The 20,637-nt window shown below is 73.4% G+C and carries 14 protein-coding genes; 8 read left to right on the forward strand and 6 right to left on the reverse strand.

Features of this window, described 5'->3' with window-relative positions:
- Positions 1-38 precede the first annotated feature (38 nt).
- The 5 genes from VIM26_RS08260 to VIM26_RS08280 form a co-directional block, all read right to left on the reverse strand.
- A complete protein-coding gene (locus tag VIM26_RS08260) occupies positions 39-3,611 on the reverse strand; it encodes a S8 family peptidase (protein ID WP_331950025.1) in 3,573 nt (1,190 codons plus the stop codon).
- A 143-nt stretch (positions 3,612-3,754) separates the two neighbouring features.
- Complete coding sequence (locus VIM26_RS08265) at positions 3,755-6,325, reverse strand: ABC transporter permease (RefSeq protein ID WP_331950027.1); 2,571 nt, start codon at positions 6,323-6,325, stop codon at positions 3,755-3,757.
- Positions 6,325-7,083 (reverse strand): ABC transporter ATP-binding protein, encoded by a 759-nt coding sequence (locus VIM26_RS08270; RefSeq protein ID WP_331950029.1) that lies wholly within the window; start codon positions 7,081-7,083, stop codon positions 6,325-6,327. The genes VIM26_RS08265 and VIM26_RS08270 overlap by 1 nt, the downstream gene beginning before the upstream one ends.
- A complete protein-coding gene (locus VIM26_RS08275; RefSeq protein ID WP_331950031.1) occupies positions 7,083-7,658 on the reverse strand; it encodes a protein-L-isoaspartate carboxylmethyltransferase in 576 nt (191 codons plus the stop codon). The genes VIM26_RS08270 and VIM26_RS08275 overlap by 1 nt, the downstream gene beginning before the upstream one ends.
- 134 nt (positions 7,659-7,792) lie before the next feature.
- Entirely contained in the window at positions 7,793-8,074 is a 282-nt protein-coding gene (locus VIM26_RS08280; protein WP_331950033.1) for a hypothetical protein, read from the reverse strand.
- A 97-nt stretch (positions 8,075-8,171) separates the two neighbouring features.
- On the opposite strand from VIM26_RS08280, the gene VIM26_RS08285 reads away from it, so the two are divergent.
- From VIM26_RS08285 to VIM26_RS08310, 6 genes are all read left to right on the forward strand, one after another.
- Positions 8,172-9,512, forward strand: a complete 1,341-nt coding sequence (locus tag VIM26_RS08285) for a D-alanyl-D-alanine carboxypeptidase family protein (protein ID WP_331950035.1) — start codon at positions 8,172-8,174, stop codon at positions 9,510-9,512.
- 100 nt (positions 9,513-9,612) lie between these two features.
- Complete coding sequence (locus VIM26_RS08290) at positions 9,613-10,053, forward strand: OsmC family peroxiredoxin (RefSeq protein ID WP_331950037.1); 441 nt, start codon at positions 9,613-9,615, stop codon at positions 10,051-10,053.
- A gap of 118 nt (positions 10,054-10,171) precedes the next feature.
- A complete protein-coding gene (locus VIM26_RS08295) occupies positions 10,172-10,588 on the forward strand; it encodes an endo alpha-1,4 polygalactosaminidase (RefSeq protein ID WP_331950039.1) in 417 nt (138 codons plus the stop codon).
- A gap of 288 nt (positions 10,589-10,876) precedes the next feature.
- Positions 10,877-12,241, forward strand: coding sequence for a hypothetical protein (locus VIM26_RS08300; RefSeq protein WP_331950041.1), 1,365 nt, complete (start codon positions 10,877-10,879; stop codon positions 12,239-12,241).
- Between the two features lie 296 nt (positions 12,242-12,537).
- Positions 12,538-15,699: a S8 family serine peptidase gene (locus VIM26_RS08305; protein ID WP_331950042.1), complete on the forward strand. Its 3,162-nt coding sequence runs from the start codon at positions 12,538-12,540 to the stop codon at positions 15,697-15,699.
- Between the two features lie 231 nt (positions 15,700-15,930).
- Entirely contained in the window at positions 15,931-16,815 is an 885-nt protein-coding gene (locus VIM26_RS08310; protein WP_331950044.1) for a putative protein N(5)-glutamine methyltransferase, read from the forward strand.
- 149 nt (positions 16,816-16,964) lie between these two features.
- Here the strand turns inward: VIM26_RS08310 and VIM26_RS08315 are convergent, their stop codons facing one another.
- Positions 16,965-17,582, reverse strand: coding sequence for a TetR/AcrR family transcriptional regulator (locus VIM26_RS08315; protein ID WP_331950046.1), 618 nt, complete (start codon positions 17,580-17,582; stop codon positions 16,965-16,967).
- A gap of 176 nt (positions 17,583-17,758) precedes the next feature.
- On the opposite strand from VIM26_RS08315, the gene VIM26_RS08320 reads away from it, so the two are divergent.
- Together VIM26_RS08320 and VIM26_RS08325 are read left to right on the forward strand one after the other, a co-directional pair.
- Complete coding sequence (locus VIM26_RS08320) at positions 17,759-18,454, forward strand: ATP-binding cassette domain-containing protein (RefSeq protein WP_331950048.1); 696 nt, start codon at positions 17,759-17,761, stop codon at positions 18,452-18,454.
- Positions 18,451-20,595, forward strand: coding sequence for a YhgE/Pip domain-containing protein (locus tag VIM26_RS08325; protein WP_331950050.1), 2,145 nt, complete (start codon positions 18,451-18,453; stop codon positions 20,593-20,595). The genes VIM26_RS08320 and VIM26_RS08325 overlap by 4 nt, the downstream gene beginning before the upstream one ends.
- Positions 20,596-20,637: the final 42 nt, after the last annotated feature.

The raw sequence follows: 20,637 nt of genomic DNA on the forward strand, positions 1-20,637 counted from the left end.
GGCGTTGGGGGTGGGGTATTGCGTGTGAGTGGCGACGGTCAGCGCGCGATCTCGACCGTCGCCGGCGCCGACGCGGACGTCGCCCACGTTGTTTCGGCGGGCACGAAGACGGCCGTCAGCGTGTGCTTCCCGGCGCCGAGCTTTACCTGCACGCTCGCCACGCCCTTGGTGGCCGCCGCCGAGCTGAGCCGGCGGGTGCCGTCCAGGAACCGGACCGCGCCGCTCGCCGAGTCGGGGGCGATCCGGGCGGTGAGCGTGAGCTCGGCCCCGACCCGCAGCTCCCCGCCGACCGAGAGCGTCGTGCTCGTGTGCCTCGGGGTCGGGCCGGTGACGTCCACGACCTGCGCCCGGCTCGTCGTCGTGGCGTTGTGGGTGTGCAGCACGAGCAGCTTCGGGGCCGCGGTCCCGGGCGTCGCCGCGCGGTGCACGATGACCGGGGTGCCGGGGGCCCCGACGAACAGCAGCGAGTTCGGCACCCCGCCGTCGAACCAGTACGCGGGGTGGTACGGGTCCACCGAGAACGGCGCGACCTGGTCGACGACGTTGCTGCCGTCCGGTGCGTAGAGCGAGTACGTCCACACCGAGAACGTCGGGACGACCCCGGGAGTGATGCCCACGTTGGCCAGTGTCATCGGGATGACCAGGACGTTGTTGTCGAACACGGTCGTGTCGATGTCACCGAAGACGCTGTTGACGGGGACCTCGTCGAGCAGTTCGCCGGTCGCGTAGGAGTACGTCTGCGCGGTCGTGATGTCGACGTCGGGACTGAACTTCTGTACGACCGTCTGCAGGTCGGGGCTCCCGTCGCCGTCCAGGTCGGTGTCGATGACCGGGAGGACGGCGCTGCCCAGGTTCGCCCATTCGCCGTCCGTGGCGATCCCGATGGCGAGCGAACCGCCGGTGGGATCGAGGTGGGCGGCCTTGAGCTGTGGCGCGGTCGAGGAGAACCCGACGTAGCGCAGGTCGCCGGCCCGGACCGACGACGGTGAGGTCGCGATGCCGAGGACGTCGTCGAGCTTGGGGCTGGTCGCCGCGAGCTGCATGGGTGCGATCAGGGAGGTCCAGCCGCCGGCGTTCACGCCGCGTCCGGTGAGCGTGAGCGGGGCTGTTCGCGCGCCCGGATTCGCGAACACGACCGGCTGCGCGGTGAGGTTGCTGACGAGCTTGGGGGCCGCCTGGACCGGGACCCGCAGCTCGCCCCCGGACCGCGGGGTCAGCACGAGGCGACCGGACAGGGCCGCGACGAAGTCACGCGGGATCGGTCCACCGAGGTCGTAGGTCGCGTTCTGGGTCGGGTCAAGGTCCTTCGAGAGCGTGGCGGGATTCGCGGTGAGCGTGAGGGTGACCAGGCCGGTCCCGCCCGCGGGGACCGTGATCGAGGCCGGCGACGTGGTGATGGTCGCGCCGCCCGCGGTCGTGGCACGGGCGAAGGAGGTGGCATAGGTCACCGCGCTCCGGCCGGTGTTCTGGACCGACACGGTCTTGCGCTGGACCACCGTCGTCCCACCGACGGGCACGACGCCGAAGGTCACCGACACCAGGCCGGTGTCGGCCGTGGCGTATGCCAGCACGCGGGTGCGCACGGCGTCGAGGGCGTCGACCCGGCCGGACCCGACCCGGGCTGGGCCGTAGACCGGGCCGCCCGGACCCTTGTCGCGGTACACGTCGTGCGTCGCGGTATTCATCACGGCGGCCTTGACCTGCGAGGGCGTCCAGGTCGGGTGCGCGCCGCGCACCAGCGCCGCGATGCCCGCGACGTGCGGGGCGGACATCGACGTCCCGCTGAGCGCGTTCGCGCCGTTGCCGGTGCCGGACGCCGCCGACGAGATGTTGCTGCCGGGGGCTGCGACGTCGGGCTTGATGATGCCGAGCGAGCCGTGCTCCCCGCGCGCAGAGAACGAGGTCAGCGTGTCGCCGAGGGTGTCGTCGTGCACGAACGCCTGACCGGCCAGCGACGGGCCGAGGTGCACCGCGAGCGTGCCCGCCTCGATCTCGGGCAGCAGCAGGGCGGTGCTGTGCGCGGTGAGCTGCGCACCGGGCAGGGTGGCGCTGCCGGCGATCCCGGACGTGAAGACCGGCGCCTGCGTACCGATCAGCACCCCGACGGCGCCGGCCGCCTCCGCGTTGCCCCAGCGGGTCGCGCTGCCGCACTCGCGCGTGGCGTCGTTGTCGTCCCACCACAGCCAGGCGATCTTGCCGGCCAGCGCGGCCGCATGGTCCGCGAGCGAGGTGCAGCCGCTGACCGTCGCACCGATGAAGGCGACCGGGGCGGTGACGTCTGTGGTCCCGGTGTAGTCCACCGAGTTCTGGGCCGGCTGGAGGCCGATCCGCGCCGGGTTCGTGGCCGCCGTGACCTCGACGGCGTCGAAGGTCTGGGTGTTGCCGACGGATGCCGCGACCGTGAGCGCCGTGCGCGCGTTGGCTGACGCGCCGCCGACGTCGGTGATGTCGCCGCCGTTGCCCGCCGAGATGACCGAGAGCATCCCGAGGTCGGTGGCTCGGTCGACGAACAGGTTCTCCGGGTCGTCGGCGGGGCTGAAGTCGGAGCCCAGGGACATGTTGAGCACGTCGAGGTGGTCGTTGAAGTTGTGGTCGCCGTTCGGGTCGGCGGCCCAGTCGAGTGCGTCTACCACCAGGTTCGTCGAGCCGCCCGCGTCACCGAACACCTTCAGGGCGTACACGCCGGCCTGCGGTGCCGATCCGGGGCCGACCTTCCAGTTCGTCAGATTCGTGAGTGCGCCGTAGTCGCCGCGGAAGGTCGTGCCGTCCGGCTGGACCCCGAACCCGGCGGCCGTGCCCGCGACGTGCGAGCCGTGGCCCTCGTTCCCGCCCTTGTATCCCGAGTCGATCGGGTTCGCGTCCGGCGCGGGTACCGAGGTGGGGTCCTCGGCGTCGTAGTCCGGTCCGGCGAAGTCGTAGCCGCCGAGGAACTTGGTGGGGTCGGAGGACCCGGCCGGGATGGGGCCGGTTCCGTTGGTGCCGTACGCGTTCGCGTACGCCGCGGGCGTGCTCGGACCGCCGAAGTCCGCATGGGTGTAGTCGAGCCCGGTGTCGATGACGCCGATGCGGACGCCCGCACCGGTCGCCCCGGTCGCGGTCCACGCGTCCAGTGCGCGCGTGAACGCGTCGGTGCCCAAGTTGTCGACCTTCTTGGGCACGATCCGGTACATCGCGACGACGCGGTCGGACGCGGCCAGCTCGCGGATCTGCGCGGCGTCGCCGGTCACCAGGGTCCCGGCGACGAGGTTCGTCGTCACGGACAGGCGCTGCGGTACGGACTCCTTCGCGGTGAGCGCGGTGACCCGGTGCGGGACGACGGCGGCGGCCAGGGCGTTGATCTTCGTGGCGGCGCCGTGCACGGCGGCGGCGTTCGCGCCGGACCTGGCGACCTCGACGGCCGACGGCGCGGCGAGCTGCACGAAGGCCGTGACCTGACCCTCGGCCCTGCCCAGCGCCGGCGCGACCTTGTCCTTGGGGAGCGTGGCGGCGGCCCGCGAGATGCCCGAGGAGCCCGGTCCGGGTTCGGGGGCCGCGGTGGCGCCTGCGGCGCCGATGGCGGTCGCCGCGGCGACGGCGAGGCTGGTCAGGGCTGCGAGCAACGGTCGACGCATCGGGGATCTCATTCCGCGAGGTGCAGGGACGTCGGGGTCGTGCGGGGCGCCGGCGAATCATGACAAACCGCTCTTCAGCAACCTAGCGGCAGTCACCGACAACCGCCCAGGGGATGCACAGGGCTGTACCGAGGGGCTGGTTGCTAATCCGTGGTGGCCGCGTCCAGCACCGGCAGGCGGGCGGCTCGGATGGCGGGCCAGACTGCGGCGAGGACGCCGACGACGGCGGCCAGCGCGAGAATCCATCCGACCGTGTCCCACGGGACGACGAGCGTGGTGAGGCCCTGGTCGGAGAACACCGTCGGCATCGCCGCGGCCAGCGCGACGCCGACCCCGACCCCGACCACCGTGCCGAACAGCGCCGTGAGCACCGACTCGATCGTGACCGTCCCGGCGAGCTGCAGCCGGCCGAGGCCGACGGATCTGAGCAGGCCGATCTCGCGGGTCCGCTCGATCACCGACAGGGCGAGGGTGTTCACGATGCCCAGGATCGCGATCACCACCGACAGCGCGAGCAGCGCGTAGAGGATCACCAGGATCTGGTCGACCTGCTTCGCCAGCGCGCCGGCGAACTGCTCGTTGTCCAGCACGGACACCACGACGAACGGCTCGACCGCCGTCGTGAGCCCGTGGCGCAGCACCGACAGGTCGGCGCCGGGCGCGGCCTTGACGAAGACGAGGTTGACCAGGCGCTGGGAGGTCGGCACCAGCGCCTCGAACAGGGCCGTGGGCAGCACGAGCGGGGCCTGGATCGCGGGAGAGTCGACGATCGCTCCGATCCGGACGGTCTCCGAACCGGTCGAGGACGTGAGCAGGAGCCAGGTCCCGACCCGCCAGCCCGCGCGCTTCGCCGCGGTCTGCTGCGCGGCCAGCTGGCCGGCCGCGAAGTTCGCGAGCGAGCCGGCGGTCGCCGGGATGTCCATCGTCCGCCCGAACGCCTTCGGGTCCAGCCCGACGACGGTCGTGGGCGGCCCCGCCGCGTGCCCGACTGGCGCGACCAGCACGGAGCCGAGGGTGACCGCGTCCGCCGCCGCGACCCCGTCGACGCGGGACGCCGCGGCCAGCGCGCCGGTGGGGACCGAGAGGTCGGCGGACCGCAGCACGAAGTCGGCGGTCGACGTCTCGGTGACGATCGAGCGGGTGGAGCCCTGCGCGGAGGACGCGAGGACGCTCGACGCGCCGACGAGCGCCATCCCGATCATCAGTGCGCCGGCGGTGTTCGCGGTCCGGCGCGGGTTGCGGGTGACGTTCCCGCGCGCGAACCGGCCGATCGGCGGGAGCGCCGCGACGAACACCGCCGCGAGGAAGCCGAGAGCCGTGCGCGCGATCACGGGCGCGAGCAGCAGCACGCCGACCAGCACCGCGCCGGCGCCGAACCCGAGCAGCGGGCCGCCGTCGGGCGCGGGCCGCGCCACGGCCAGCAGCACCGACGCCGCCCCGGCCCCGGTGAGCAACGTCCCGACCAGTGCGCGCCAGCGCAGCGTGCGCTCGGTGACCACGACGTCGTCGCGCATGGCCTCGACCGGCGGGGTGAGGGCCGCGCGGCGGGCCGGCAGCGCCGCGGCCGCGAGGCTCACCGCGGTGCCGATCGCGAGCGAGAGGGTGACCGTGTACGCGTCGAGCGGGATCCGCCCCGACAGGCTCATCCCGAACCGGGCAAGCACCTCGCGGAGCACCGTCACCAGGCCGAACCCCGCCAGGACGCCCAGCGCCGAGCCCACCACGCCGACCACGCCTGCCTGGATCAGGATCGACGCGAACACCTGCGCGGGGGAGGCGCCGACCGCGCGCAGCAGCGCGAACTCGCGCATCCGCTGACGGACCGACATCGCGAACGTGTTGGCGATGATGAACGCGCCCACGAACAGCGAGATCCCCGCGAACACGAGCAGGAACGTCTCGATGAAGCCGAGCGCGCGCTCGATCTGCGCGCGGGCGTCGGCCCGCAACCGGTCCCCGCTGACCGCCTCGGCCGGCGTGCCGGCGGCCGCTCCCGCCGCGGCGACGACGGGCCGCAGCCGGGCCACCAGGGTGCCCTCGCTGACGCCCGGGTCGGCGTGCACGGTGATCGTCTGGATCTTCCCGTTCGGCGCGTAGGCGCGCGTCGCGGTCGGCACGTCGATGAACACGATGGTCGCGCCCGCGAGCGGCGCCCCGAACCGGACCTCCCCCACGACCCGCACCGTTCGTACCTCGCCGGCGATCACGGCCTTCGTCCGGTCGCCCAGCGCGAGGCCGGCGTCCTTCAGGGTCTCGGCGGCGAGCGCGATCTCGTGCGGCCCGGCCGGCGCGCGGCCGGCGGAGATCTGCACGGCGGGCTCGTCGGGATACAGCCCCTGCGCGAAGCTCGGGGCCTGCCCGCGGGCGACCGCCGCGCCGTCGGCCCCGACGAGCACGGCGGGACCGCCGACGTCGGGCAGGGCGAGCGCGACGCCGTCGACCGCCTTGATGTCGTCCGCGAGGGCGAGGGGGATCGCGTTGCGCGCGTCGCCGACGCCCTGACCGACCGGGTCGCTCGAGCCGGCGGGATCGGCGCCGCGCACGTACGCGTCGCCGGTGAGCGCGCTCGTGACGATCTCGTTGAACGTCGAGGAGAGCATCGAGCGCAGCGAGAACGTGCCCGCCACGAACGCGACCCCGAGCATCACCGCGAGCACCGACAGCGCGTTGCGCACGACGTGCGCCCTGATCCCGCGCAGGGCTACCCGGAGCATCAGGTCAGCTCGCGCAGGGCGTCGAGGATGGTGCCCGTCGTGGGGTCGGGCAGCTCGCCGACGAGGCGCCCGTCGGCGAGGAACACCACCCGGTGCGCGATCGACGCGACGAGAGGGTCGTGGGTCACCATCACCACGGACTGGCCGAAGTCGTCCACCGAGCGCCGCAGGAACGTGAGGATCTCCCCCGACGAGCGCGAGTCGAGGTTGCCGGTGGGCTCGTCGGCGAACACCACAGCCGGCCGCGAGACCAGCGCCCGCGCGCACGCGACCCGCTGCTGCTGCCCGCCGGAGAGCTCGCCCGGGCGGTGGTGCTGGCGGTCCGCGAGGCCGACGGCGGCGACGACGTCGTCGAACAGGGCCCGGTCGACCGGGCGCCGGGCGATGTCGAGCGGCAGTGTGATGTTCTCCGCCGCGGTGAGGGTCGGGACCAGGTTGTAGGACTGGAACACGAAGCCGAGGCGGGTCCGGCGCAGCTTGGTCAGCTGGCGCTCGTTCATCGCGCTGATCTCCGCGCCGTCGACCACGACGCTGCCCGACGTCGAGCGGTCCAGGCCCGCCATGCAGTGCATCAGGGTTGACTTCCCGGAGCCGGACGGGCCCATGATCGCGGTCAGCCTGGCCCGGGCGAAGTCGACGTCGATCCCGTCCAGGGCGCGCACGGCCGTCTCGCCGGTCCCGTAGGTCTTGACCAGGCCGCGGGCGCGGGCGATGACCGCGGGCGCCGCGGTCTCCGGTCGCAGGTGCCTCGGGTTCATCAGCGCAGCGGGACGAAGAGGTAGGACCCGTGCGCGGACGTCTCGACCCGGTCGCCGTCGCGCTCGACGAGCCACAGGGTCCGACGCACGGGGAGCACCATCCGGCCGCCGTCACCGAGCTGGTCGACGAGCTCGGTCGGGAGCTCCCGGGCGGCGGCCGAGACGAGGATCCGGTCGTAGCCGCACGCGACCGGGTGGCCGAGTACGCCGGGCCGGGCGAGCTCGACGGTGGCCCAGGGCGTCGCGCAGGCCGCGACGTGCGCGGCACCGAGCTCGGCGAGCTCGGGCTCGAGCTCGACGCCGAGCACCGTCCCGGTCGGACCGACGAGGCGCGCGAGCAGCGCCGTCGTCCACCCCGAGCCGGCGCCGACGTCGAGCACGCGGGCTCCGACGGGGACGTGCAGCAGCCGCAGCATCTCCACGACGGTGGACGGCTGAGAGTTGGTCTGTCCGTGGCCCAGCGGCAGCGGGCGGTCCTGGTCCGCGAAGGCGCGCTGCTCCGGCGGGAGGAACCACCGCCGGTCCAGCGCGGCCATCGCGGCCGCGACGTCGCCGGCGCGCTCGAGGTCCGTCATCGTCCACCTCCGCAGCCAGCGGCGAGACCCTGGTCCTAGCGTATTCGCACGGGTGGGTACGCATGCCGCTGGTTCTTCGGCGAAGACGGGGTGGGGTCAGGCGGCGGCAGGTGAGGTGGGTCAGGCGGGCTGGTTCAGGCGGGCGGTTCGGTGACGTGCCGCTTGCGACCCGGGCGGCCGGGCAGGCGCCGGTCTTCGATGCCTTCGAGCGTCGAGGCCCGCCACACCGCACCACCGTTGAGCCGGCCGTCCGGCGGAGGCAGCCACGGCACCTTGCGGGAGAGCCAGACGCGGATCGTCGCGTGCTCGACGCCGAGCCGGTCCGCGAGGCGACCGATGTCGTACAGGTCGTCCAATCCGTGGACGAGCGGCTGCCCGATCGGGGGAGTTACCGGGGCGGTGGGGAGAACGTCCATGAACCCAGCGTAGTCGTGTGTCACGCGTGCGTCACAGATTGTGTGAGGCTCGCCACATTGTCACAGATTGGTAACGACCTCTGTTAACGTGTTTCGCGTGAGTGACAGAATGCCGGACCAGCGGCTCTCCTCCCGTGGCCGGCATCGCGCTCCGGCCGCGCCCGCGAGCGCCCCCACCACCCGACGACTTCGAGGCAAGACCGCCAAGGGCGCGCTCGCGCTCTCCTTGGTGCTCGCCCTCGGCGGCTACACGTTCTCTGAGATGACCACCCAGCGGGTCGCGGCCGCTACCGAACAGACCGCTGTCGCTGCTGCGGCGCACAAACGCGCCGTGATCACCGAGGAGCGCGCCAGCGCCGTCGTGACGGCGCAGGCAGCCGTCTCCGAGGCGACCGTGGTGCAGACGTCCGCGTCCGGCTCCATGAGCAAGGCCGACCTGGCCCCGCTCGCCGACGCAGTCGCGACGCTGAACGGACTGATCGACCAGGTCCCCGTCAGCCGTGCAGCCGCCCCCGCGGCCGCCGGCGGATCCACCCGCGCGTCCCGCGGCGTCACGCGCGGCCCGGCGCCGAGTTCCGTCGGCGACGCGACGCCGACCGCCGATCCCTCGGCCGCCCCGACGGCCGATCCCTCGGCTGCGCCGGCCGCCAAGCCCGCGGGTACCGATTCGAGTACCGGCAGCTCAGCCGCCGGGGAGGGCTCGTCCGGCCCCGCCGGGGCCGTCGCCAAGAGCGATACAGCTCAACAGGCTGCGGTGACGCCGACGCCGGTCACGGCGAAGGTTGCTCCGGGGTCCGCGTTCCGCGCCCCCGCCGCCGCCGGTCCGTCCGACAAGGTCGCCGTCTCGCTCGAGAAGGCCGCGGCCAAGGTCGCGGAGCTCACCGCCAAGATCAAGGCCACGTCGGAGGCGAACATGTCCGCCGCCAAGGCTGCCGCTGCCGAGGCGGCCGCCAAGGTGCAGGCGCAGCAGGTCGTCGCCGCGAAGGCCAAGGCGGCTGCGGATCTTGCCGCGCAGAAGGCCGCCCAGCGCCGGTCGGTGGCCAGCTACGCCAACGGGATGATCCCGGCCAGCGCGCTGTGCGACATCAAGTTCGCCGCCGGCGAGACGCTGCGCTGCGACGCGGCCGACGCCCTCGCGAAGATGGACATCGCCTACAAGGCCGAGTTCGGCAACGACATGACCGTGACGGACTCCTACCGGTCGTACGCGTCGCAGGTGTCCTGCTCCATCACCAAGGGCACCCTGTGCGCGGTCCCCGGGCAGTCGAACCATGGGCTGGGAGTCGCGGTCGACCTGGGCGACGGCATCCAGTCTTTCGGCGCGAGGCAGCACGAGTGGATGCTCGCCCACGCGGGCGACTTCGGCTGGACCGAGCCCGACTGGGCCAGCCCGTCCGGGAGCAAGCCCGAGCCCTGGCACTGGGAGTTCACGGGCTGAGAGTTCACGGGCTGACACACGGGCGGCGCAGCGGGCGCACTCGGCCTACGGTGCAGTTCGGGCGTCGATCGGCGTCCGACGTCTGGACCCGAGGAGCGTCATGGTCGCCATCCGCACTGCCCGGACCGCATGGAACGGCCCCCTTGCCTCAGGGGCGGGCCAGGTCGAGCTGAGCAGCTCGAACACGGGGACCTTCCCTGTCACCTGGGCCGATCGCACCGCCGACGTGGCGGCGAGCATCACCAGCCCCGAGGAGCTCATCGCCGCGGCGCACTCCTCGTGCTACTCGATGGAGCTCTCGGGCCAGATCGCCGCGGCAGGCGGGACCCCGATCGCCCTGCAGACCACGGCCGACGTCAGCTTCGAGCCCGACCCGGCCGGTGGCTGGCGCATCTCGAAGATCGCCCTTACCGTGCGCGGCGAGGTCGAGGGCATGGATGCGGCCGGCTTCCTCCAGGCCGCCGAGACGGCCAAGAAGACCTGCCCCGTGAGTAAGGCCCTGACCGGAGCCGAGATCACGCTGGATGCCGCGCTGGACTGAGCCCGACCCGGCTCGTCGCGAGTGCTGGACCTCGGCCGCCGAAACGCTCGATCTCCGCGTCGACGTCCAGCACTCGTCGGTTCGGTTCACGCAGTGATTCGCTCGTGGGGGACGTTCGATGCCGGCAGTGCGGTTGATCGGGGTGGTCGCGCTGCTGGTCGGGCTGAGCGGCTGCGGTGCTCCGCCGACGTCGGAGCCCACGACCGAACGGCCCGCGACCGCACCGCCCGGCGCGACGTCGGCCGCCACCTCAGCGGAGGCGCCGGCGCCCGGTCGGTGGGTCCCGCCCGGTCAGGTCTCCTGGCAGTGGCAGCTCTCCGGCCCGCTCGACCTCGAGGTCGACGCCGCGGTGAACGAGCAGTGCGCCCAGTACGACGAGTGCGAGCGGCTGCTGCCCTTCGTCCGGGCGGGCAAACCGGTGCTGCACGCGGAGTACGAGCTCGAGCCGTCGGCGTTCTGCGACGAGGTTCGCGCGTTGGGGTTCAGCTCGATACGCAAGTCGTTGGATCTCGACGCACAGCGGACGGCGTGCTGAGCGCTCAGCAATGTGCGCTGGAGTCTCGCAGCACGCCGGGTACTGGCAATTTTTGTCATTGGCGATGATCGCGCGCCGCAATTGTTTGCGTGAGGTCCCTTTCTCGCGGCCGACGTCGAGGATCTGGCCGTCGGGGCGGATCGCCATGCGGGCTGGTCGCCCCGTGGCACCCGAACTCCTGGCCCTTGCTCGACGGTCGTGAAGCCGTTCGCCGAAGCCTCGCCCGTGGTCAGCGCGACGTCGAGGTACTCCTGGTCGGTTTCCTCGTTGCGGCCGACGGGCGAGACAATGCCGTCGTCGTCAGCCGGCGCGACCACCGAGTACTGGAACCGGGCCGACGTCGTGGCGCGCCTGACGTTCACGCCGGCGTCGGGCACGATCACCTCGGGCGGGTCGCTGGTCCTCCAGGCGCAGGGCTTCGACGCGTACAACTTCGCCCTGGGCGACGTCACGAAGGCGACGAAGTTCACGGTCGCCGGCAACCCGTGCGTGGGGGCGACGTGCTCGCCGACCGACGTCGGAGACCACGTGGTGACGGGCACCAACGGGGCAGCCACGGGCACCGTCACGATGCACGTGCTCGTCGCGGGTGCCCCGGGCAGCAAGAGCTACGGCTGGGGCGACAACGAGTTCGGCCAGCTGGGCGACGGCACCACCACCGACCGGTCGGCTCCCGTCCAGATCGGCCTCGACACCCACTGGGCCTCGGTCGCCGCCGGCGGTGGGCACTCGGTCGCGATCAAGACTGACGGCACGCTCTGGGCGCAGGGCGACAACCAGTTCGGCCAGCTCGGCGACGGCACCCTCACCGACCGCTCGATCGCGGTGCAGGTCGGGACCGACACGCATTGGGCCTCGGTGACGGCGGGGTCCGACCAGACGCTCGCAGTCAAGGACGACGGCACGCTGTGGGCCTGGGGCAGCAACGATTCCGGCCAGCTGGGCGATGGCTCGACCACCGACCGGTCGGTGCCGGTCAAGGTGGGCAACGGTACGACCTGGGCGTCGGTGGCGAGCGGGTACGCCCACACGGTGGCGGTCACGACCGACCACACGGCGTGGACGTGGGGCAGGAACGACGAGGGTGAGCTGGGCGACGGCACGACCTCCGGCACCCCCCGGCTGACGCCGGTGCGGCTGGGTTCCGCCGCCGACTGGGCGTCCGTCAGCGCGGGCGACCTCGACACGGTCGCGGTCAAGACCGACAACACCCTGTGGGCCTGGGGCGAGAACTCGGACGGTCAGCTCGGCGACGGCACGCTCACCCCCCGGTCCACGCCGGTGCCGGTCGGCGTCGGCACGGCGTGGGCCTCGGCATCGGCCGGCTCCTACAGCGCGCTGGCTCTGGACACCGCAGGCCACCTCTGGTCCTGGGGCAACAACGACTTCGGGCAGCTCGGGCTCGGAGCGGTGGGTGACACGAAGGTGCCGACGCAGGTGGGCGGCACCACGTGGTCCTATGTCTCGTCCAACTTCGAGCACACAGTGGCCGTAACGTCCGGCGGCACCCTGTGGTCCTGGGGCGACAACGAGGTCGGCCAGCTCGGCGACGGCACGACCACGGACCGGAATGCGCCCGTGCAGGTCGGGACCGCCATCACCTGGGCCAGGGTCGCGGCCGGAGAAGGTTTCACGGTGGCCCTTCGACCGTGACCGTCGTCCGGCGCTGACTCGCCGGCCACGCGCAGCTTCGTCGGCGCTTCCCCTCCGCGGGGAGCGCCGACGTCGTCCCCGGTGCCCAGTGCCCGAGGCGTGTGCCCGGCCGGCCCAGCGGGACTGGACCGTTCGAATGAACACTGGTCGCAACGCGGCGAATCCGGACGAGATTTCGGCGCCGGACGCCGCGCATCTGTCATCGTCAACGCACGATTCCATGCCGTTCGCCTGGGACGATTCGAGCTCGAAGCCGCCCGGCGGGGCCGTTTCGGTGTTCTTCACTGGAGATTCGCATGGTGTTGAGGTCGCGCCGGCGCGGGCCGTCAGCGGCGATGGGGTCCGTCGTCCTGGCGTCGCTCCTGACCGTCACGGTCGGCCCGGTGGCCGAGGCCTCGACCGGCGCCTGGACCGCCGCCTCGTACGCCGCCTCGTCGTCGGCCATCGGCGTCCAGCCCGCACCCGAGCGCACCTACATCGTGCGGTTCAAGGCCGGCGCGGACGCGCCGGAGGAGGCGCAGGCCGCGGCGGTCGACGGCGCACGGGTGACCGCGACCCTGACCCACGTGTTCCCCGGCATGGTTGCCCGGCTCACCTCCATCGAGGCCGCGGTCCTGCGCGCGGACCCGACGGTGGACGCGGTCGAGGCCGACGCCCCGATCCACGCCTACGAGACGCAACCCGGCGCACCCTGGGGGCTGGACCGGATCGACCAGCGACCCCTCCCGCTGTCCAGCACCTACACCTACGACCCGGCCGGTCACAGCGTGAAGGCGTACGTGATCGACACCGGCGTGCGGGCCGGTCACGCCGACTTCGGGGGCCGGGTGATCGCGGGGTACAGCGCGGTCCCCGACGGCCGCGGCACCGCCGACTGCCACGGCCACGGCACCCACGTCGCGGGCACCATCGCCGGCGCCCGGTACGGGGTGGCCAAGCGCGCGACGATCGTGCCGGTGCGCGTCCTGGACTGCTGGGGCGGGGGCACCACGGCCCAGGTCATCGCGGGCATGGAATGGGTGGTCGCGAACCACCGGGCCGGCGATCCTGCGGTGGCCAACATGAGCCTGGGCGGTGATCGGTCCCCGAGCATCGACGCCGCAGCGACCGCGCTGGTGCGCGACGGCGTGACGCTCGTCGTGGCGGCCGGCAACTCCGCGTCGGACGCCTGCCAGTTCTCCCCCGCCGACACGCCCACCGCCCTGACGGTCGCCGCGTCGACCCGCCAGGACCGTCAGGCGGACTTCTCGAACGCGGGGCCGTGTGTCGACCTCTACGCCCCCGGCGAGGACATCACGTCCGACTGGTACACCAGCCCGACGGCGACAAACACGATCTCGGGGACGTCGATGGCGTCCCCGCACGTCGCCGGCGCCGCCGCGTCCGTGCTGTCCAAGCACCCCACCTGGACCCCGGCGCAGGTCGGCGCCCGGCTGCTGCGCGACGCGACCGCGAACGCGATCGGGAACGCGACCGCGGACACACCCAACCGGCTCGTGTTCACCCAGCCGTTCGAGATCGAGCGCTTCATCACGCGCGCCTACCGCGACCTCTTCGACCGCGCACCGGACCCCGGCGGCCTCGCGGGCTGGTCCGCAGCGCTCCGATCGGGCACCCCGCGGGTCGCCGTCGCGAACTCGATCACGTCCTCGACCGAGTACCGCGGCAGGCTGGTACGCGAGGCGTACGACCACTACCTCGGCCGGGCGCCCGAGCCCGGCGCGGTCGCGAGCTGGACCGACGGGATGCGGCGCGGGATGACGATCCAGAACGTGTCGGGCGCCCTTCTTGCCTCCGCTGAGCACTACGCGGGGTCCGGCGCGACCAACCGGGACTGGGTTCGCGGGCTGTTCCAGGACGTGCTCGGGCGTACCCCGGGGAACGCGGAGGTCGAGTACTGGGTGGCCAGGCTCGGCGCCCCGGACGGCAGCCGATACCGCGTCGCGCTCGCCTTCCTGAGCTCCACCGAGCACCTCGGGACGGTTCTGGACGGCTACTACCGGAACCTGCTGGACCGCGGCGTCGACCCTGGTGGGCGCCTCGCCTGGGTGAGCCGGGTGCAGGCCGGCGCCCGGCTCGAGGCGGTGATCGGCCGGCTCGTGGCGAGCGACGAGTACTCGGACCGCGTCCCGGTCGTGGACCGGCTGGTGATCACGCCGGCGTCGGCCACGATCGTGTCCGGTGGGTCGCAGGCCTACCTCGTCGAGGCCTTCGACGCCTATGGCTTCAGCATGGGCGACGTGACCACGAGCACCACCTTCGCGGCCGACGGCGACGCGGCGTGCGCGGGCGCGACCTGCTCGCCGACCGAGGTCGGGGACCACACGGTGACCGCAACCCGTGGTGGCTTCACGGTCGAGGCAGCCCTGCATGTGACCGCCGCGGGCCGCACGCTCCTGCGCAGCTACGGGTGGGGCTACAACGCCGACGGCGAGCTGGGCGACGGCACCACGGCGAACCGGTCCGACCCGGTGGAAACCGGTGTCGACACGCACTGGGAGTCCGTCGTGGCCGGCGGGTTCCACACCGTGGGGATCAAGACCGACGGCACCCTGTGGGCGCGTGGCTGGAATGCGTACGGCGAGCTGGGCGACGGCACGACGGTGGACCGCCAGGCTTCCGTGCGGGTGGGCTCCGACACCCACTGGGCCTCGGTCTCCGCCGGCGCGGTGACCACCGTGGCGATCAAGGACACCGGCACGCTGTGGGCCTGGGGCGCGAACGACCTCGGCCAGCTGGGCGACGGGACGACGGTCGACCGGTCGGCGCCGGTTCGGGTCGGCGCCGGCTCGGACTGGGTCTCGGCCTCGGCCGGGGACCAGCACACGCTCGCGATCAGGGCCGACCACACCCTGTGGGCGTGGGGTTCGAACGCCAACGGCCAGCTCGGCGACCGGTCCACCACCGCTCGGTCCGCACCGGTCCGGGTGGGCACGGACGCCGACTGGGCCGCCGTCTCGGCCGGCGAGCAGGTGACCGCGGCCATCAAGATCGACGGCTCGCTGTGGGCGTGGGGCGCCGACGGCTCCGGCCAGCTGGGCAACGGCACGACGAGCGAAGCCGCGCGGACGTCACCGCTGCGCGTCGGGTCCGACGTCGACTGGGCGTCGGTCTCGGTCGGCGGCGGCCACGTGCTCGCGGTCAGGACCGACGGCACGCTCTGGGCGTGGGGCGCCGACGACGCCGGCCAGCTCGGCGACGGAACGACCTCCGAGGTCCCCCGCTCGACGCCGGCGCAGGTCGGCACCGGCTCGGACTGGGCCTCGGCCGCGGCCGGCGGCCTGCACTCCGTGGCGCTCCGGACCGACGGGACGATCTGGGCGTGGGGCTGGAACCACCTGGGCCAGCTCGGTGACGGGACGACCGACGACCGGTCGGTGCCGACGCAGGTCGGGACCGACACGGGGTGGGTCATGGTGTCCGCAGGGATTGCGCACACGGTGGCCGCCCGCCCGTGAGCCGCCGGGCTGCCGCCCTAGTCGAACACGACGGTTCCTGAGACGCGGATCGCGGTTCGTCCGCCGACCTGCCGTCGCGAGCCGCACGGCCAGCCAGCCCGGCCCGTTGTCGACCCACTGGTGCCCGAGGATCTCGCCGCGTTCGACGCCGAGCCGGCCGCGTCTGGCACTGTAGCCAGACCGCCGCCACACGCCGGGTGGCGGGCCAGGAACCTTGACGAACGGACCTTCGTGACCACCGAGCTCTCCTATCCCGCGGTCGTCACCAGGCTGCGGGCCGCCGGATGCGTGTTCGCGGAGGATGAGGCGCGGTTGCTGCTTGCCGCGGCCCAGACGCCGACCGAGCTCGCGGCGCTCGTGGAGCGGCGCGTCGCCGGCTTCCCCGTCGAGCAGGTGATCGGCTGGGCGGAGTTCTGCGGCCTGCGGATCGTGGTGGAGCCCGGGGTGTTCGTCCCGCGGCGCCGGACTGAGCTCCTTGTTCGCGAGGCGCTCGAGCTGCTGCGGGCGGCGGCCGCCGGGAGCACTGCAGCCGCTGCAGTCGAGGCAGGTGCCGCTGGCGCTTCAGGTGCTGCTGGTGCGACGGGCCCGATCGCCGCGCGACCGGTCGTCCTCGACCTGTGCTGCGGGACCGGTGCGGTGGGCGCCGCGATCGCCGCGGCCGTGGGTGCCATCGAGCTCTACGCGGCCGACGTCGATCCGGCCGAGGTGCGCTGCGCCCGCCGCAACCTCGCCGACGCCGGTGGTCGGGTGTTCGAGGGCGACCTCTACGAGCCGTTGCCCGCCACGCTGCGCGGAAGGGTCGACGTGCTGGTCGTGAACGCGCCGTACGTGCCGAGCGAGGCGATCCGGCTGATGCCCCCGGAGGCCCGGCTGCACGAGGCGCGGGTGGCGCTCGACGGCGGCGCGGACGGGCTCGATGTGCAGCGGCGAGTGATCGAGGGGGCGCCGGCGTGGCTCGCGCCGGGCGGCTGGTTGCTCATCGAGACGAGCGAGGCCCAGGCGCCGCACACGGCCGAGGCAATCGCCCGCAACGGCCTGGTCCCGCGGGTGGTGAGGTCCGAGGACCTGGACGGCACGGTGGTCGTCGGCCGCTGGGCCGCGCCCAACGTCCGGTAGCGAATCGGGGTCAGGGTGTAGCGCTGGGTGTATCGAAGGTGCACCCCCGGCGCACTTTGGCTACACCCAGCCATACACCGAGCGTCACGGCCAACGTCTCGCCCGCCACAACGCCCGGCACCCGGTCCTCCCGGCCGCTCACCGCCCGCTCACCCCGCGCCGGTCACCTCGCGGACCATGAGTGCCGACGTCGTCGGCAGCTCCGGCACCAGCACCGCGAGGCTCGCGAGCAGCAGCCCGGCGACCTCGTCGCGGCTGACGTCCGCCCCGCTCACCCAGCCGGCGGCGACCTCCTCGACCAGGGCGACCCAGCCCCGGGCGAGCAGCTCGAGGCGGGGGTTCGCCGGGCGGTCGTCACCGCTCGCCGTGGAGACCATCCGGTTCACGATCTCCAGGCGCGCGACCTCGAGCAGCGCGCGCGCGGCGTCGTCGCCCGCGAGGGGCCCGCGCCACACGCCGAGCCAGATCCCGCGGCGCAGGCGGACGTGGTCGAGGAACGCGGCGAGCACGCCCGCCGGCCGGTCCACCGGCGCCAGGTCGAGCGGGGGAGCGGTGGCGGCGAGCAGGTCGGCCACCTCGCCCTCGAGCACCGCGAGCCGCAGGCCGCGGACCGACCCGAAGTAGTGGAACACCAACGCCTTGGACGTGCCGGCCGTGTGGCACACGTGCTCGGCGGTCACCGCCTCGAGGCCCTCGCCCCGCGCGATGGCGATCGCCTGCTCGAGCAGCGCGCGCCGCCGGTCGGCGGGTTCTTGTCGACGTGCCACAACTCTCGTCTCCACTCTTGTTGACCAACAGTCAATATAGTCGTACCTTAGTTGTTGTCTGCAGGTCAATAGTGCGGAATCGCGTGGCTCGCAGGGTCGGATCGACCTGGGCGGCGCGGCGGACCGGCACCACCAGCCGAGTAGCCGCACACACCAAGGTGCGTCAAGGAGTTCTCGTGGAGATCGTGCTGGATCAGGTATCGGTCGACGGGCGGCACGGCCCGATGCTCACCCCGACCTCGCTCAGGCTCCGCTCCGGTGAGCGGATGCTCGTCGTCGGTGAGCCGGGTCACGGGCACACCGCGCTCGCGCTCGCGGCCACCGGACGGCTGCGGCCGTCGTCGGGCATGGTCTTGCTGGACTCGCGCTCGACGAGCTCGCCGCGGGTCGAGCGGGCGCTGCGGGCGACGACGGCCGTGGTCGACGTCCCGGGCATCTCCGAGCCGTACGAGGCGCTGCCGCTGCGGACCCTGGTCGCGGAGGAGCTCGGCCTCGCCGGGCGCCGCGCCTTCCCGAAGGACGTCACGGCCTGGCTCGTCGCGCACGACCTCCTCGAGGCCGCCGACCGGCGCGTCGAGCTGCTCCCCGCGGCGGTGCGCACCACCGTGCTCGCCGAGCTCGCGGCCGCCCGCCCGGCGGTCGGGGCGATCGTGCTGACCCTGCCGGACCGGCACGGCGGGCACCCGAGCGAGTGGTGGGACCTCGCGGGCACCCTCGCGCGCCGCGGCCTGGCGGTGCTCGCGCAGTGCACCCCCGCGGCCGCCGGCCTGCTGGGTGTCGCGGCCGCGCCGCCCGGCCCGGATCCCGCGCACGACCCCCTGGTCGTCACCCTGCACGAGCAGCTGCTCCGTACCCCGGTCGGTGCCCGATGAGCGCGCTGTCCCTCGGCTGGTCCGAGCTGCGCCGGCTGACCGCAGGGCGCCTGCCCAAGATCGCCATGATCGCGCTCGCCCTCATCCCGACCCTGTACGGCGGGCTCTACCTGTTCGCGAACGGCGACCCGTACGCGAACCTCCACGCTGTCCCGGCCGCGATCGTGGTGCAGGACACCGGCGCGAAGCAGCACGGCAAGGCGGTGAACTTCGGGCGCGACGTCGCCAAGAGCCTCGAGCGCGACGGCGGCTTCGGCTGGACCGAGACCGACGAGGCGCACGCGCAGGACGGCGTGCGCACCGGGGTCTACGACGCGGCCCTGATCATCCGCACCGACTTCTCCCGCGACCTGACCTCGGCGGGGAACCTCAAGCCCAAGCAGGCCTCGCTCACGCTCGTCACGAACGACGCGAACAACTACCTCGCGCGGACCATCGCCGACCAGATCACTGCGAAGGTGCGCGCGACCCTCGCGACGAAGGTCGGCACCGCCGCCGCCCGGGACTTCCTGGACGGCTTCGTCTCGATCCACGCGAGCGTCGCCAAGGCGACCGACGGTGCGGCCAAGGTCGACGACGGCGCGGCGCGGCTGGCGGCGGGGTCGTCCGCCCTGCACGACGGCGCCGGGACCCTCGCCGCGGGTGCGGCCACCCTCGCCGACGGCACCGGGAAGGTCGCGACCGGCGCTCGACAGGTGTCCGACGGTGCGGGCGCGCTGGCGACCGGCGTCGGGCAGCTGTCCGACGGCGCGGGTTCGCTCGCGACCGGAACCGGGCAGCTCTCGACCGGCCTGAACACGCTGCGGGACCAGACGGCGACCATGCCGGCGGACACCGCGCGGCTGGCCGGCGGCGCGAAGCAGGTCGCCGACGGCAACCGCGACGTCGCCGCCAAGGGGGATCTCGCCGCGGCCGCGGCCAACACCGCCGTCGGGAACCTCGACGCGACCCGGGCCCAGATCGCCCAGGACCTGTCCGACGCCGGTCTCGACGACGCGCAGGCCAAGCAGGTCCTCGACCAGCTGGACACCCTGCGCACCCCGATCACGGACGCCGCGACCAAGGTCGACGGCGCCTCCACCCAACTCGACACCCTCGCGGCGGGCGCCCAGCAGGTGTCCGACGGCACGGCCAAGCTCGCCGCCTCCGCTCCCAAGCTCACCCGCGGCATCGGAGACGCGGCCGACGGCGCCGCCGCCGCTTCGACCGGTGCGTCCGACCTCGCGGCCGGTGCCGCGAAGGCCGCGGGCGGGGCCGATGCCCTCGCGACCGGCGCCGCGAAGACCTCGACCGGGGCCGACCAGGCCGCCGCCGGCGCGAGCACGCTGTCCGCCGGTGCGGCCAAGCTCGACGCCCGCTCGGGCGACCTGGCGACCGGCGCGGCGACCCTCGCGAGTGGTGCGTCCGACCTGCACACCGGCCTCGCGCACGGCCGGGACAAGATCCCGAACCCCGACGCCACGACGGTCGACGGCACCGCGGTCACGATCGGCGACCCGGTCGGGGTGCACGGCGACGCGCTCTCGGCCGCCGGGTCCTACGGGGCCGGCCTCGCGCCGTTCTTCCTCAGCCTGTCGGCCTGGATCGGCGCGTACGTGCTGTTCCTGCTGGTCAAGCCGCTGTCCCAGCGGGCGCTCGCGGCGGGCCGGTCGTCGCTGCGCACCGCGCTGGGCGGCTGGTTCACCCCCGCGCTGATCGGCGTCGTGCAGATGGCCGCGATGTTCACCGTGGTGCGGCTCGCCCTCGGGATCGAACCCGTGCACCCGTGGTTCACCGCGCTGTTCCTGGTGCTCATCTCGGCCGCGTTCGTCGCGATCCTGCAGGCGCTCAACGTCTGGTTCGGGGCCGTCGGGCAGTTCCTCGGCCTGGTGCTCATGCTCACCCAGCTGGTCACCGCGGGCGGCACGTTCCCGTGGCAGACCCTGCCGGAGCCGCTGAGCGCGCTGCACCAGTTCCTGCCGATGAGCTACGCGGTCCAGGGCCTGCGCCAGCTGCTCTACGGCGGCAACCTCGGGATCGCCGCGGGCGACGCCGCGGTGCTCGCCGGGTTCCTCCTCGGCGCGCTTGCCCTCACGACGTGGGCCGCCCGCCGCCGCCGGGTCTGGACCACCACCCGCCTGCAGCCCGAGCTCGTCCTGTAGCCACCCCCTCCCGACGTGTCAGCCTGAGCGCGGTCTATAGAT

This window comes from Pengzhenrongella sp., assembly GCF_036565025.1.
In the GTDB taxonomy this organism is placed as follows: domain Bacteria; phylum Actinomycetota; class Actinomycetes; order Actinomycetales; family Cellulomonadaceae; genus Pengzhenrongella.

Coding starts and splice junctions, on each gene's coding strand:
- VIM26_RS08275 (WP_331950031.1), bottom strand. CDS start 7,658: ATGACGGACCTCGAGCGCGCCGGCGACGTCGCGGCCGCGATGGCCGCG.
- VIM26_RS08270 (WP_331950029.1), bottom strand. CDS start 7,083: ATGAACCCGAGGCACCTGCGACCGGAGACCGCGGCGCCCGCGGTCATC.
- VIM26_RS08295 (WP_331950039.1), top strand. CDS start 10,172: ATGCCGGCAGTGCGGTTGATCGGGGTGGTCGCGCTGCTGGTCGGGCTG.
- VIM26_RS08300 (WP_331950041.1), top strand. CDS start 10,877: ATGCCGTCGTCGTCAGCCGGCGCGACCACCGAGTACTGGAACCGGGCC.
- VIM26_RS08265 (WP_331950027.1), bottom strand. CDS start 6,325: ATGCTCCGGGTAGCCCTGCGCGGGATCAGGGCGCACGTCGTGCGCAAC.
- VIM26_RS08305 (WP_331950042.1), top strand. CDS start 12,538: ATGGTGTTGAGGTCGCGCCGGCGCGGGCCGTCAGCGGCGATGGGGTCC.
- VIM26_RS08280 (WP_331950033.1), bottom strand. CDS start 8,074: ATGGACGTTCTCCCCACCGCCCCGGTAACTCCCCCGATCGGGCAGCCG.
- VIM26_RS08290 (WP_331950037.1), top strand. CDS start 9,613: ATGGTCGCCATCCGCACTGCCCGGACCGCATGGAACGGCCCCCTTGCC.
- VIM26_RS08260 (WP_331950025.1), bottom strand. CDS start 3,611: ATGCGTCGACCGTTGCTCGCAGCCCTGACCAGCCTCGCCGTCGCCGCG.
- VIM26_RS08325 (WP_331950050.1), top strand. CDS start 18,451: ATGAGCGCGCTGTCCCTCGGCTGGTCCGAGCTGCGCCGGCTGACCGCA.